This window comes from Mesorhizobium sp. P2_E6 (assembly GCF_056403835.1).
Genome location: NZ_JBFUEQ010000015.1, coordinates 237,508 through 250,228 on the forward strand (window position 1 = coordinate 237,508; position 12,721 = coordinate 250,228).

A 12,721-nucleotide genomic window follows, 5' to 3' on the forward strand; every position below is an offset into this window, starting at 1 on the left:
GGGAGCGTTGCTTCCCATATTCCGGCCACGGGCTTGGAAATGCCATCAAAGCATTGTATTGAGCCGCCTCCAATTCACCGGTCGGTCCGCGACCGGGCAAGGCCTTGCCAGGATAAACTATGGAAACCGTACTGATCGTCATCCATCTCATGGTCGTGCTCGCCCTTGTCGGCGTGGTGCTGCTGCAGCGCTCCGAAGGCGGCGGTCTTGGCATCGGCGGCGGGTCCGGCTTCATGACCGCGCGCGGTGCGGCCAACGCGCTGACGCGTGCGACGGCGATCCTGGCCGCCGCCTTCTTCGCCACGTCGCTGACACTGTCGATCGTCGCCCGCTACGGCGAGAAGCCGATCGACATCCTCGACCGCGTGCCCGCGACATCTGACGGCGCCGGCAAGGGTGTGCTCAACCAATTGCCCGGCACGACCACTCCGGCGCCCGCCGGCAACACCGCGCCGAAGCCGCCGTCCGGCAACGATGCCGCGGCAACGCCTCCGGCGACTGCCCCGGCCATGGCGCCCGCCGCCGGCTCGACTCAGCCCGCGACCAACGGCACCACGCCCGCTGCACCGGCGACCCCGCAGGTCCCGAACCAGTAGTCTCCAGCGCCTGAAGCCGCGATCTGTTGTCGTTTGAACACAGTCGCGGCAAATGCAGCACGATCACGAAGAATCGAGTGCTTGCAATGTGGCGTTACCCTTGAGGCGTCCGCGCTTATTCGACTATAGATTGCGCGCGGCATTTCCGGCGCCCTTGGGGGGCGCTGAGTGACGCCGTGGGCAACAAGCATAGAACGATCGGATCTTCGCCATGCAGCTTCGCAGCTTCATTTTCATGGGACTCTGCGCCGTACTCGGCATGAGTTCCCCGGCTTTCGCCGGCATGCCGGCCAATATGGCCGCAAATCAATCGGCTGAAACAACCAGTGCCATCAACGTCGCCGTCAAGAGTGATGCGGCGCAATTGAAGCTTCTCAAGAAGAAGAAAAGCCCGACACCGGACGATCTCGCCCAGATCAAGAAGATCGAGGCCAAGATCGTTGCCGACAAGGAAGCGGCCAAGGCCAAGGCGCTGGAAGCCAGGAAGCTGGCGATGCGCGAAGCGGCCAAGGCCAAGGCCGAGGCGGAACGGCAAGCGTTCCTCGCCAAGAGGGGCAAGACCGCTTCGGCAACCGAAGTGGCCGACGCCAAGCCTGCCAAGAAGACCGTCAACATCATCGAGCCGATTGCGCCGATCGAACCGATCCAGTCGGCTGAGCCACTCCCCGCCGAAGCGATGAACGTCGCTTTGACCGGAAACAATGGCGAGCTGCGCAGCGAAGTCATCGGCAAGAAGCAGTCGAGCGGCGGCCTGTTCGCCGGCCTCTTCGGCGGCAGCTCTTCGTCTTCGGTCTCATATCTCCCCGAGACACGTGCGCTGGACCAGGCTCTCGCCAAGAAGGAAGCCAAGAAGCAGTTCAAGGTGAAGCCGGAGTTTGTGCCGCAGGACGTGGAATTCACCGGCTACGACGCCGGCACCATTGTCATCGACACCAGCGCTCGCCGCCTCTACCTCGTCGAATCGTCTTCCACCGCTCGCCGCTACGCCATTGCGGTCGGCCGCGAAGGCTTGCAGTTCAAGGGCACGGTCGCGGTCGGCGACAAGCAGGAATGGCCGCGCTGGATCCCGACGCTGGACATGCAGAAGCGCGAGCCGAAGCACTATGGGCAGTACAAGGACGGCATGCCCGGCGGTGGCCAGAACCCGCTGGGCGCCCGCGCCATCTATCTCTATGACGGCAAGAAAGACACGCATCTGCGAATCCACGGCACCATCGCGCCGCAGTCGATCGGAACGAGCGCCTCCAACGGCTGCTTCCGCATGATCAACGAGCACGTCATGGACCTTTACAGCCGCGTCAGGGTAGGCACCAAGGTCGTCATCATCTGACGCCAGCATCCATCATGCCGAAGGGCCGGCCTTTGCCGGCCCTTTTGTTTTGACTTGCCCCAAGCGCGTTGCGTTGAAACGGATTCAATCGACGCGCTTTAGTTCTTTGTTTTGTGCATGTCGTTGTCCCAAAAACTGCTTCGCGCTTTGGGCGACATGCATAGGGGTATCGCGCCTTCTTGGGAAAAAACCTTCGCGGCGGTTTTTTCTCTGGCGGAATCAATCCGGCCGCGTTAAGCGATGACTCCCATGGCGCGATATGTATTCATCACAGGCGGCGTGGTTTCCTCACTTGGAAAAGGCATTGCCGCAGCGGCCCTTGGGGCTCTCTTGCAGGCGCGAGGCTATCGCGCACGCATCAAAAAACTCGACCCCTACCTCAATGTCGATCCAGGCACGATGTCGCCGTACCAGCATGGCGAGGTTTTCGTCACCGATGACGGTGCGGAGACCGATCTCGATCTTGGCCACTATGAGCGCTTCACCGGCCGCTCGGCCAACCAGCAGGACAACATCACAACCGGCCGCATCTACAAGAACATCATCGAGCGCGAACGGCGCGGCGACTATCTCGGTGCCACCGTGCAGGTCATTCCGCACGTTACCGACGAGATCAAGAATTTCGTCCTCAACGGCAATGACGACTATGATTTCGTGCTGTGCGAGATCGGTGGCACGGTCGGCGACATCGAGGCGATGCCGTTCCTCGAGGCGATCCGTCAGCTTGGCAACGACCTGCCGCGCAACAACGCCGTCTACGTGCATCTGACGCTGATGCCCTACATTCCGACGGCGGGTGAGCTGAAAACCAAACCGACCCAGCATTCGGTCAAGGAACTGCGCGGCATCGGCATCGCGCCCGACATTCTGCTGGTTCGCGCCGACCGCGCCATTCCGAAGGAAGAACGCAGAAAACTGTCGCTGTTCTGCAATGTGCGCGAAAGTGCTGTGATCCAGGCGCTCGACGTGCCGCATATCTACGATGTGCCGATGGCCTATCACAAGGAAGGGCTTGATTCGGAAGTGCTGGCCGCGTTCGGCATCGATCCGGCGCCGAAGCCGCGCATGGAGCCCTGGCAGGCAGTATCCAACCGCATCCACAATCCGGAAGGCGAGGTCACCATCGCCGTGGTCGGCAAATACACCGGCCTCAAGGATGCCTACAAATCGTTGATCGAGGCGCTTTCGCATGGCGGCCTGGCCAACCACGTCAAGGTCAAGCTCGACTGGATCGAATCGGAGATCTTCGAAAAGGAAGATCCGACGCCCTGGCTGGAAAAGGTGCACGGCATCCTGGTTCCCGGCGGCTTTGGCGAGCGTGGCTCCGAAGGCAAGATCCTGGCGGCGAAGTTCGCGCGTGAACGCAAGGTGCCGTATTTCGGCATCTGTTTCGGCATGCAGATGGCTTGTATCGAGGCCGCGCGGTCGCTGGCCGGTGTCGAGCATGCCTCATCGACCGAATTCGGCCCAACCGACGAACCGGTGGTCGGGTTGATGACCGAATGGCTGAAAGGCAACATGCTGGAAAAGCGCCGGGAAACCGGTGATCTCGGCGGCACGATGCGGCTCGGCGCCTATCAGGCCGATCTCGCCAAGGGCTCCAAGATCGCCGAGATCTATGGCGATACGCAGATTTCCGAGCGCCATCGCCACCGCTACGAGGTCAATGTGGATTACAAGGAGCGGCTCGAGGATTGCGGCCTGGTGTTTGCCGGCATGTCGCCCGATGGCGTGTTGCCGGAGACGGTCGAATACCCCGACCATCCCTGGTTCATCGGCGTTCAGTATCATCCGGAACTGAAAAGCCGGCCGCTCGACCCGCATCCGCTGTTCGCCAGCTTCATCGAGGCGGCAGTGGAACAGAGCCGGCTGGTGTAACGATTACTGGCTGGCTAGAGCATGATGCCGAAAAGTGTGAAGCGGTTTTCGGACGACATCATGCCCTATCTCTTTGATTTAGAGGCGGATTCAGATTTCAGGTCGATTCGGCCTAAAATCATCCGGCTGTAGGCGATGCAGACCTACGTCGCGCTCCTCTACAGCATCATCCTGGGCGAGGGACGGCGGCTCGTCATGGTCGACCTGAAGGCGATGGCGGAAGACCTCGGCCTGAAGAATGTTCGCACCTTGGTTGCGACCGGCAACCTGGTCTTCGAGACGTCGGCAACGGCCGTCGCTGATCTGGAGCAACGGCTGGAAGCAGCCTTCGAAAAAACCTTCGGCCGGCATGTCGATATCATCGTGCGCGGTGCCGAGGACTGGCGGACGCTTGCCGCCGGCAATCCGTTCCCGGGTGAGTCCGCCGAAGCTGGCGACCAGGTGGCGGTGCGCGTGATGCGCAAACCCGCGCCCATGGATGCTGTAACGGCGCTCCAGACCTATGCCGCCGCGGACGAGAAGGTGATGTCGATCGGTGGCGACATCTGGGTTGTTTTTTCGCGTGAGAGGCCCAGTTCGCGGCTTCTGGCGGCAACGAGCCACAAACGTCTGGGTATCGGCACGTCGCGCAACTGGAACACGGTGCGCAAACTGGCCGAAATGGTCGGCGCATAGGATCCGGGGCGGCTTTGCGCCGCCCCGGACGATGCCTGTCAGGCCTTCGCGGTCTTGGCGCCAGCGCCCAAAGCCGCAGTGCGCAGCACGTAGTAGATGGTGCCGGCGATGCCAACTCCGAAGAACCAGCCATAGACACCCCACCAGGACGGCAGCCAGTTGGTGAAGTTGGGCAGGATCGACGAGAAGATGGCGCCAATGCCGGCGGCGATGAAGGCATTGACGTGCCAGCCGCCCTGGAAGCGGAACTCGCCGTCCTCGCGATAGAGTGCTTCGACGTCGACCTCACTTTTGCGGATCAGATAGTAGTCAACCATCATCACCCCAAAGATCGGTCCCATCGTCGCGCCAATGATGTTGACGAAGGAGGCGGCACTGCCTTCCCACGGCGCGAAGGGGTAGAGCACCAGCGCGATCAGCGCCGCGATATAGCCGCCCTTCTTGAAGTCGATCTGCCTGGGAAAGACGTTTGAGAAGTCGAAGGCCGGCGACACGAAGTTGGCGACGACGTTGATACCAAGCGTCGCCACGGCGAAGGTCAGGGCCGCAAGGGCTGCCAGGAACCAGCTGTCGAATTTCGCCGAGATCTGGTCGGGGTGCAGGAGCACCTCGTGATAGACATCATAGGCGGCAATGGTGGTGACGCCGGCGACCAGCGAGAACAGAATGAGGTTGACCGGCAGGCCCCAGATGTTGCCCTTGCGCAGCGACGCCTGATCGGGCGCATAGCGGGCGAAATCGCAGAAGTTGAGATAGAGCGCCGAAAAATAGGTCACCCAGATCGCGGCCACCGCAAACAGCGCGGTCCACGAGCCCGGCGTGCCTGGCACGCCCGCATCCTTGGTCTTCTCCAACAGCACGTCCATCGGGATGTCGCTGGTGAAGGCGAAGGTTCCGGATTTGACGCATAGGTAAATCGCCAGGATCAGCATCATCACCCAGACCGCCGGACCCGCCCAATCCTGGAAGCGGCGCACCGTCTCCATGCCGCGCTGGATGATCAGAAGCTGCAGCGCCCAGATAACGACGAAGCAGATCACTTGCAGGCCGGAATGACCGAGGAAATGCGAGTTGGCGTTGAGATCGGCGAACCATTGCGAGCGGATCAAGAGTGCCACGATGGCGCCGGAGGCTGCCGACGTCTGCGCGCCGTACCAGAAGCAGGCGACGATGGCGCGCACCAGCGCCGGTATGTTGGCGCCCCAGATGCCGAATGAGGCGCGGGCGAGCACTGGATAGGGCACGCCAGTCTTCACGCCGGCATAACCGACCATGTTCATCAGCGCGTAGATGATCAGCGAACCGATGCCGATGGCGATTATGAAGTTGACGAAGCCGCCACAGAATAGGAACAGGCTGGCAGCTAGGTAGTAGCCCCAGAGGCTGTGAACGTCCGACGTCCAGACGTTGAAGATCGAGAATGGTCCCCAGTTTCGAATTTTGGCCGGAGCCAGATCCTCGTTGTACAGGTCAGGTGAAGCACCCTGTATTGTCATTGCAATGTTCCCCTTTTGCAGCACGCGCCCTCACGCGTTGGCCGCACGCAGGGTAAGCCTGACGTCGGGGAACGGACAAGCAACCTATTTGCCGGCTTTGGCCTTAAAGATATTCAATGAGAACTGCGATTATCGACGGGGCGCAATGGTGGGCCGTTTTGCGTTTGCCGGTCGAATGATTCGAAATTCGGCATATGGCGATTTTTTTATGATTCCGCTTCTTTACACGGAACCAAATCGTGGATGGTACGTTTCGTAGGGTTCGATCGCGTGCATCGCGGTCAACCGGGAGGAAATAATGGATTATCTGCACTTCTTTTCGCCTGTGCGGATTTCGCGCGGGCAGGGGTATCCTGCTGAAGAAATCGATAGTGTTGCCGAGGCCATGGTGTTCTTGAGGAAATGGCCGACAGGACGGCGCGGTCCAGTCTATCAGTGCGCGCTCAATTGCTGCTCGGCCGCAATGTCGGGCCAGATGTCGCCCGAGGAAGCAAGGAAAGCGTTCACAGGCTTTGCCCGCATCACGCGCCTTCTCGACGATGACATGGCGTTACCGGCAGCCAGCGAAAGCATGGCAAAGGTGTACGCGCTGCGGCGGTAAGGGCCTGTTGTTTTGACGGTCATGCGAGGGTCTCGCGCCGTGACGGCGCGGGTCTTGGTTTGAGATGTGCCCCGACATCAGCGGTCGAAAGATCCTCCGGATCAGGCGCTTGCCTCAGGTGGCTCAGGTGACGGAATAACGGTCGATCACCCATAACCAGGTGCCGTCGCGTTGCCGACGGGCAACCTCGCTGGTCACGTCGCCATCGGGAAGTCGGGTCGATGTGAGGGCAAGGTCGCCGCAAACGAGCGCCGGCCGCTGCTCGCCCACGGCAAACTTCCGTCCTGACGCGACGATTTCGGCATAGTAGTTGTGGATGGCCTCCTTGCCGCGCAGCAAATTTCCGCCGCCACGGTCGATCACCGCATCGGGTTCGAACAGAGCCGTCATGCCGTCGACGTCGCCCGCGTGCTGCCGCGAAACCAGCAACGGCTCCAGTTGCTGGGGATCGTAGACAGGTTCTCTGTCGGCTGTGTCGTCCATGCTGACCTCCGCACGTCATCTAGTCGGAATCATATCGCAAAAGCTCTAGGCGTGTCGGACCGGGACTAGCGTAAGCAGGATGCACCCGTAGCTCAGCTGGACAAAGTGCTACCCTCGCAAGGTGGAGGCCACACGTTCGAATCGTGTCGGGTGCGCCACTTCGGTATGAAACTGCGAACCTCGACGCGTTGCGCGAGCGCATGCAATGGTCTCGCCAGTACATTCCATCGTCGTTCTGCAACTGGGCTACAGGGCCGAAATAAACGCATATCCATGCCCCTCTTTGACTATTCTGCCGATGCCTGGTCGTCCTAGGTGAGCGCCGGCTAGCCAAATTTGTGCCCCCGCTGCGTCTTGGAGCAGCTTGATCCGGCTAGCCCTCGCCATGGACTCGTCAGTGTCATAAGCCCAAGTAAGCTCGGGACGGGCAAACTGTGCAGCAGGAACGTGGATCAGGTCGCCGCAGAATAAGATATCGTCCTCGCCAGTGCTGAGGAGATAGCCCATATGGCCCGGAGCATGCCCGGGTATCGCCACCGCCAGCAAATGTTCGTCCAGCCGGTCTCCTCCACTGATTGGGGCCAGGAGTGGCCGAAAATCCGCTAGTCGTGGCTCGGCGAGGAAATCCTCAACGGCGTCCTCCGCAATCACGATCTTGCTCAAGTTTCTGAATGCTCGCCGCCCGTCAGGCGCAAGAAGACCGTTGATGTGGTCGCCATGGGCATGGGTGAGGGCGACCATCGTGAGGGATGACGTGTCGATGCCTGCCTCGAACATGGCCTTCTCGAGGTGGCCCATGGACGGGTCCCAGCTTCCTCCCGCTCCACAATCTATCAAAACGCGGTCGATGCCGAAGCGATCGAGCAAGAAGCAGTTGACCGAAAGTCGAACGAGCGCCTCTTCCCGTTGAGGCGATGCTGTCTGCATATATATCTTGTCGTTCGGATCTCTGAGCAATTGGGCCGGCAGGTCGACATATCCGTCGGAGAGCGACCAAACCTTCGATGATCCCGAAGCACAGGCCATGGTGTTGGGGCTTTGAGACAGCAATTTCACGGGTAACCTGCCAAGCGCGGTGATCCAATTTTCTATTGCGGGACTGAAGCCGTCACGTTTTCGAAGTCACCACCTTCTGAACGATCTTCCAGGTTCCGTTGACCTTCAAGCATGACAAGAGGTCCGTGAAGTGGCGTGGCGGCACCCGCAATCTTACCTTCAGAAGCGCGAGGTCTCTTTCGACGTCAATCGATAGGATCTCGTCGTCACGCTTCACGCCCTGTTGTTTTGGAGCTTTCGTGTTGCGGACGACTGCAAGCCACATCGCAACCGGCGTTACGCCCACGTCGCCGTCGTCGGCGACCTTCGTCACTGAACTCGAGGGATGAAATATGGATGCAAATTTCTCAGCATCCATCTCATAGGCGGCGTCAAAATAGGTCTGTGCCAGGGTGCGCAAAGCGCGAACATCGGTATCCATGGGTCACCTCGTTGTTACGTCCAACCATTCCGTACACGTGGCAATCACGCGACGAGCACCAGGCAAGCCGGTGACGAGTCGACTTTCTGTCGGTCAAACCTAGGACAAGGGCACTTATGAGACTAGATATGTTGCACAGGATGGTGTCATGAGTGAGATTCATAAATCATGGGAAATGAGCTGAATGAACTCGCTGCGTTTGCAGTCGTCGCCAGCGAGCGAAGCTTTACACATGCAGCCGCGAAGCTGGGCGTCTCCCAGTCCGCCCTGAGCCACACGATCCGGCGACTTGAGCAGCGTCTCGAGCTCCAGCTTCTTGCTCGGACGACCAAGAGTGTGGCGCCAACCGCAGCGGGCGCAGCTCTTTTGAAGGAGCTGTCTCCGGCGCTTGAGCAAATTACTCGTGCGCTGGACAAAGCCCAAAGCGTTCGCCACCGACCTGCGGGACGCCTTAGAATTGTAATGTCACGGTCGGCTGCGACGATGGTATTATTGCCGAGGCTCACTGCATTCGCCGAGGCTTACCCTGACGTCGTTCTTGACGTTGTCACTGTCACTGGTCCCGTAGACATTGTCGCAGGCGAGTTCGATGCCGGTATTCAACTCGGCGAGTATATTCAAAAGGACATGATCGCGGTGCGCGTCTCGCAGGAGTTGCGTTTGGCGGTAGTGGGATCGCCCGGCTATTTTGCGTCACGAAGCATTCCTCGGAAGCCCAAGGATCTAAATGATCATCGATGTCTAAACCTGCGTCTTCCGAACGGTCCGTATCGGTGGCAGTTCGAGCAGGGACGCAAGGCGATCACAATCGGTGTGAACGGCCCGCTCGTAATCGACGATACCAACCTGGTGATTCAGGCGGCGCTCACCGGAGCCGGCCTTGGGCTCGCTTATGAAGAGCAGGTTGCGGGGCATGTTACTGAGCACCGCCTCATTCGAGTGCTTGAGAACTGGACGCCCCCTATTCCCGGCTTCTTCATGTATTACCCCAGTCGCCAGCATCAGCCTGCTGCACTAACTGCGCTGGTAAACACGCTGCGATGTTCTAAATAGCCGTCGCGCGGAGGCATCAAGCAGTCAGAATTCGGCTGGGAAGGTTCGAAATATGGCATCGATGATTACCTGGAGCTGAAATCCTCGTGTATTGGTGGCCCCCCTCGACGGAAGGCGGTGCCGACTGCCTATGATTGAATGGGAAAATTCGATAATTTCGTGTGCACTTGGCAAGGTCTAGCGATTTAGTGTTAAAGGAAAAATGCTGAAAAATCAGGAATTTAGAATAGCCATTGCACCTATGATGGATGGGGAAGATATCTAAATAAAATCAAATAGTTATTGGAGTCCGTGTGCAAAAATCGCACACGAAAGTTCTGCTTCTCTTCTTTTTTCGTTCCCACGACGGAGTCGCCGACAGCCCTTTTCGGACGCTCTTCTGCCGACGATATTGACCGTTCCAAAGCGGATGTTCGCCGAGATATCCGTGAACCTCATTGTCCGCCGCGGCGTCCAGTTTCCGGGGGTTCCTGGAGCTTTTCGAACTTTCTGCCTTGCACCTCCAGCCGAACTGCGCGGGCTTATAAAGGAAGTTGGAGTGTCGGAATCAGCTGCGGCGCAAACTTGATCGAGACACATCTGGGGTTCGAGTCGGTAGAGCGCTACCGCCTTACCCCCCCCACTCATTGAACCGCCAGTTCAAGCTTCGTTGCTACGCCTGAGCGATTTGGGCCATCTATCTTGTCGACTGTAAACTGAACGATTTTTGGCTGATTTGAGACAGTCTACTATCGCGGTCGGCGCGACTTGTGTGATCTCGTCCGGGGGGCTTGATCTTTCTGTCGGCTCATTGGCCGCCTTCATCGGCATCACCATCATGTTCATGAACACAGTGGCGCCGCATGCCGGCATTTGGGCTATTCCTGCGGGTATGGTGGTGGGGATCCTAGTCGGCCTGCTGTGCGGGCTTGCCAACGGGCTCATCGTCACGGTTGGAAGATCGAACCGTTCAACGCCACGCTTGGCACGATTATGGTACTGGATTTGCGTTGGTAGAGCCTGCCGGCGTTGGCGATAGAGCGCGGGCGGCGCGTTCGAGGAACGCTACGAAATGCGGCGCATGCGCTTCTTCGACCTCGCCGCCAACCGCACACAGCGCATGCTGGCAGCCTGTGCCTACCAATCTGCGAACCATGATCGCCGTCCTTCGCCCGCCCGAAGAGAGGCGGGGCACGACGAGGAGCCCGCCCAAAATCGGTCCGAGCGGGCCAACGATACCGGTCGATGCGGCGCTAAGAGACAGGGCGAGACCTCGGCGGCCTTCAAAAAACGCCCCACAGGCCAATCAGGCCGAACGCGCCATTCCCTGCAAACCCCTCTCTACGGAAGATCGTTGATCTTTTCCGAATAAATCGAACAAGACTGGTCTTTCCAGCTCCGAAAATCGGCTCGCCGATTATCCATCGCATCGCTAACTCCGAAACTAGACAAACATCATGACGATGATCGCGCCGATGACGATCAGAACAAGCCCGCCGATTAGCATCGGCAGCAAACTGTTGTCCGGGTCGATACCAGATTCAAACTGTTTTGTGACTGTCTCTTCGTTCTTCTTTGGTTCAACCATGGCTCATCTCCATCCGAGGAAAAGCGGCTTGTGTCCGGTAACGGGGCAGCGCCTGCGTAGGTGACTGTGACGGCTGTCTGCTCCGTCCTCAAATCGATCCGGCGAAGAGATGATGCGGCTCTTTATTCTTCGCGGCCCAAACGTTTTGTCTCCGATCGAAGGAGAGGTCGAACTTATCCGCCGCTTTGCGCAGCGCCGGAGACTTGGGGTGATGACGGCCTGCCGAGGAAATCCTGAGGCATGAGTGTGACGTCGGCCAGCGTGTAACGGTCAAGGATGCTCTGGAAGGAGGCCATCGCTTCGCCAAACATGTTCGAAAGCTTGCAGGAGCGGGTGAGCACGCATTGGTTTCCGGTGGCAAAGCACTCCACAACCGCGAAATCCGGCTCGGTCAGCCGTATGACATCGCCGATCCGGATCATCTCGGGCCGGAGCCCCAGAGCAAGGCCGCCGGAACGGCCCCGGACTGCTTTCAGGTAGCCGCCACGCGTCAGGGTATTGGCGACCTTGTTGAGGTGTGTTTTCGACACCCCGAAGGTGCGTGCAGTCTCCTCGATTGTGATCAGGCGGTCGCCAGCAGAGGCCGCGTACATCAGCATCCTCAAAGCGTAGTCCGAGAAGTTGGTCAGCCTCACGGGCGGTTCCTTTCTTGGATCGGCGTGCCGTCAACCATTCACGAGCAATTCGCCATCACAGGTCTTTGTCGGCAATCGGCTCGATGCCAATCGTGGTTTCGCCACGGTTGAAGGCGACCGCAAGACGAAAACTGTGAGCGATGCGCAACGCGCGATCCATGAAGAGCGCCGCCACCTTGGGCGGGCAGATGCGGCGCACCGTGGCGCGAAACAATTTCAACCAACGCCGGAAATGCACGTCGCCAAGGCCGGCTATCGCCAGATGTGGCGGCAGGGGCCGCCCTTCATAACGGGTCGTTCGCAGGAGTGTCGCGGACCAGAAGTCACACATCTTTGCCAGATGACGCGGCCACTCGTCGGGCTGTATCTTCTGGTGGAAGATGGGGCCGAGAAGCTCATCGCGGCGAATTTCATCATAGAAGCCGTGAACCACACCATGGATCATGGTCTCGTCAAGCACGTCCGGCAACGGTACGCCGTCAATGATGATCGTTCTCTTGCTCCGACTGTTCCCGCTCATGTGCGCGCTCCCATTTCCGCAAGGCCAAGGCGGCTTTTGGCATCACGCCAGACACAGCCAGACTGCCGGCCACACGGGTTTCGATTCTCATGGTGTTTTGGCAATAGACTCGAGCAAGCATCCCAACTAAAACATATATTGTCAATGTGTGTTCTAGAAAGCCGATCATGACGGGGACGCAAATGCATTTTGGCAGGCTTGCGTTGAACCGCACTCTGCTGAAGGCCGAGGCTTATTTGGAGTGCTCATGGCGTTGGCAGGTTGGGCATTCCGTATGGAGCACCATCACCCCTCTCTATGCCAACAGGCCGCGATCACATCACAGGCGCCGATATCGCGGCCGGGCCACCGACTGTGCTCGGAATCTTGCCAGACACCCGCTCACCGAAGGGGCCTCTTTCTGGCGCAAG

13 protein-coding genes, 1 tRNA gene and 1 pseudogene are annotated in these 12,721 nt (G+C 59.2%); 8 read left to right on the forward strand and 7 right to left on the reverse strand.

What is annotated here, in order from left to right; genetic code table 11:
- Nucleotides 1-119 precede the first annotated feature (119 nt).
- The 4 genes from secG (at nt 120) to AC1D08_RS30190 (ending at nt 4,479) form a co-directional block, all read left to right on the forward strand.
- Nucleotides 120-596: a preprotein translocase subunit SecG gene (gene secG, locus AC1D08_RS30175; RefSeq protein WP_457152008.1), complete on the forward strand. Its 477-nt coding sequence runs from the start codon at nt 120-122 to the stop codon at nt 594-596.
- Between the two features lie 211 nt (nt 597-807).
- The gene (locus AC1D08_RS30180) at nt 808-1,926 is read left to right on the forward strand and encodes a L,D-transpeptidase (RefSeq protein WP_095081393.1); all 1,119 of its coding nucleotides are present in this window, start codon (nt 808-810) and stop codon (nt 1,924-1,926) included.
- Nucleotides 1,927-2,166: 240 nt separating this feature from the next.
- Complete coding sequence (locus AC1D08_RS30185) at nt 2,167-3,804, forward strand: CTP synthase (protein WP_111546553.1); 1,638 nt, start codon at nt 2,167-2,169, stop codon at nt 3,802-3,804.
- Between the two features lie 135 nt (nt 3,805-3,939).
- A complete protein-coding gene (locus AC1D08_RS30190; protein WP_457152006.1) occupies nt 3,940-4,479 on the forward strand; it encodes a DUF1697 domain-containing protein in 540 nt (179 codons plus the stop codon).
- Between the two features lie 38 nt (nt 4,480-4,517).
- Here AC1D08_RS30190 and AC1D08_RS30195 read toward each other — a convergent pair whose 3' ends face one another.
- Nucleotides 4,518-5,975, reverse strand: a complete 1,458-nt coding sequence (locus AC1D08_RS30195) for an NCS1 family nucleobase:cation symporter-1 (protein WP_477424728.1) — start codon at nt 5,973-5,975, stop codon at nt 4,518-4,520.
- Between the two features lie 298 nt (nt 5,976-6,273).
- Between AC1D08_RS30195 and AC1D08_RS30200 the strand changes: the two genes are divergently transcribed.
- Nucleotides 6,274-6,576 (forward strand): DUF982 domain-containing protein, encoded by a 303-nt coding sequence (locus tag AC1D08_RS30200; protein ID WP_457154190.1) that lies wholly within the window; start codon nt 6,274-6,276, stop codon nt 6,574-6,576.
- Nucleotides 6,577-6,699: 123 nt separating this feature from the next.
- Here the strand turns inward: AC1D08_RS30200 and AC1D08_RS30205 are convergent, their stop codons facing one another.
- Nucleotides 6,700-7,059, reverse strand: coding sequence for a YybH family protein (locus AC1D08_RS30205; RefSeq protein ID WP_457154191.1), 360 nt, complete (start codon nt 7,057-7,059; stop codon nt 6,700-6,702).
- An 81-nt stretch (nt 7,060-7,140) separates the two neighbouring features.
- Between AC1D08_RS30205 and AC1D08_RS30210 the strand changes: the two genes are divergently transcribed.
- Nucleotides 7,141-7,217: transfer RNA gene (locus tag AC1D08_RS30210), tRNA-Ala, on the forward strand.
- An 88-nt stretch (nt 7,218-7,305) separates the two neighbouring features.
- Here the strand turns inward: AC1D08_RS30210 and AC1D08_RS30215 are convergent.
- Both AC1D08_RS30215 and AC1D08_RS30220 read right to left on the reverse strand, forming a co-directional pair.
- Complete coding sequence (locus AC1D08_RS30215) at nt 7,306-8,115, reverse strand: MBL fold metallo-hydrolase (RefSeq protein ID WP_457154192.1); 810 nt, start codon at nt 8,113-8,115, stop codon at nt 7,306-7,308.
- 52 nt (nt 8,116-8,167) lie between these two features.
- On the reverse strand, nt 8,168-8,536 hold the full coding sequence (locus AC1D08_RS30220; RefSeq protein ID WP_457154193.1) for a nuclear transport factor 2 family protein: 369 nt from the start codon (nt 8,534-8,536) through the stop codon (nt 8,168-8,170).
- A gap of 168 nt (nt 8,537-8,704) precedes the next feature.
- Between AC1D08_RS30220 and AC1D08_RS30225 the strand changes: the two genes are divergently transcribed.
- Both AC1D08_RS30225 and AC1D08_RS30230 read left to right on the forward strand, forming a co-directional pair.
- Entirely contained in the window at nt 8,705-9,589 is an 885-nt protein-coding gene (locus tag AC1D08_RS30225; protein ID WP_457154194.1) for a LysR substrate-binding domain-containing protein, read from the forward strand.
- Between the two features lie 730 nt (nt 9,590-10,319).
- Nucleotides 10,320-10,561 (forward strand): annotated as a pseudogene (locus AC1D08_RS30230) (ABC transporter permease); the annotation flags it as partial.
- A 451-nt stretch (nt 10,562-11,012) separates the two neighbouring features.
- Here AC1D08_RS30230 and AC1D08_RS30235 read toward each other — a convergent pair.
- The 3 genes from AC1D08_RS30235 to AC1D08_RS30245 all read right to left on the reverse strand — a co-directional run bounded on the left by AC1D08_RS30235 (nt 11,013) and on the right by AC1D08_RS30245 (nt 12,311).
- Nucleotides 11,013-11,156, reverse strand: coding sequence for a hypothetical protein (locus tag AC1D08_RS30235; RefSeq protein WP_164482338.1), 144 nt, complete (start codon nt 11,154-11,156; stop codon nt 11,013-11,015).
- Between the two features lie 173 nt (nt 11,157-11,329).
- Entirely contained in the window at nt 11,330-11,791 is a 462-nt protein-coding gene (locus AC1D08_RS30240; protein ID WP_477424729.1) for an RrF2 family transcriptional regulator, read from the reverse strand.
- 55 nt (nt 11,792-11,846) lie between these two features.
- Complete coding sequence (locus AC1D08_RS30245; protein WP_477424731.1) at nt 11,847-12,311, reverse strand: group III truncated hemoglobin; 465 nt, start codon at nt 12,309-12,311, stop codon at nt 11,847-11,849.
- Nucleotides 12,312-12,721 lie beyond the last annotated feature (410 nt).

Excerpts from the sequence above, each read along its gene's own strand:
- secG (WP_457152008.1), top strand. The coding sequence starts at position 120 with ATGGAAACCGTACTGATCGTCATCCATCTCATGGTCGTGCTCGCCCTT.
- AC1D08_RS30180 (WP_095081393.1), top strand. The coding sequence starts at position 808 with ATGCAGCTTCGCAGCTTCATTTTCATGGGACTCTGCGCCGTACTCGGC.
- AC1D08_RS30185 (WP_111546553.1), top strand. The coding sequence starts at position 2,167 with ATGACTCCCATGGCGCGATATGTATTCATCACAGGCGGCGTGGTTTCC.
- AC1D08_RS30190 (WP_457152006.1), top strand. The coding sequence starts at position 3,940 with ATGCAGACCTACGTCGCGCTCCTCTACAGCATCATCCTGGGCGAGGGA.
- AC1D08_RS30195 (WP_477424728.1), bottom strand. The coding sequence starts at position 5,975 with ATGACAATACAGGGTGCTTCACCTGACCTGTACAACGAGGATCTGGCT.
- AC1D08_RS30200 (WP_457154190.1), top strand. The coding sequence starts at position 6,274 with ATGGATTATCTGCACTTCTTTTCGCCTGTGCGGATTTCGCGCGGGCAG.
- AC1D08_RS30205 (WP_457154191.1), bottom strand. The coding sequence starts at position 7,059 with ATGGACGACACAGCCGACAGAGAACCTGTCTACGATCCCCAGCAACTG.
- AC1D08_RS30220 (WP_457154193.1), bottom strand. The coding sequence starts at position 8,536 with ATGGATACCGATGTTCGCGCTTTGCGCACCCTGGCACAGACCTATTTT.
- AC1D08_RS30225 (WP_457154194.1), top strand. The coding sequence starts at position 8,705 with ATGGGAAATGAGCTGAATGAACTCGCTGCGTTTGCAGTCGTCGCCAGC.
- AC1D08_RS30235 (WP_164482338.1), bottom strand. The coding sequence starts at position 11,156 with ATGGTTGAACCAAAGAAGAACGAAGAGACAGTCACAAAACAGTTTGAA.
- AC1D08_RS30245 (WP_477424731.1), bottom strand. The coding sequence starts at position 12,311 with ATGAGCGGGAACAGTCGGAGCAAGAGAACGATCATCATTGACGGCGTA.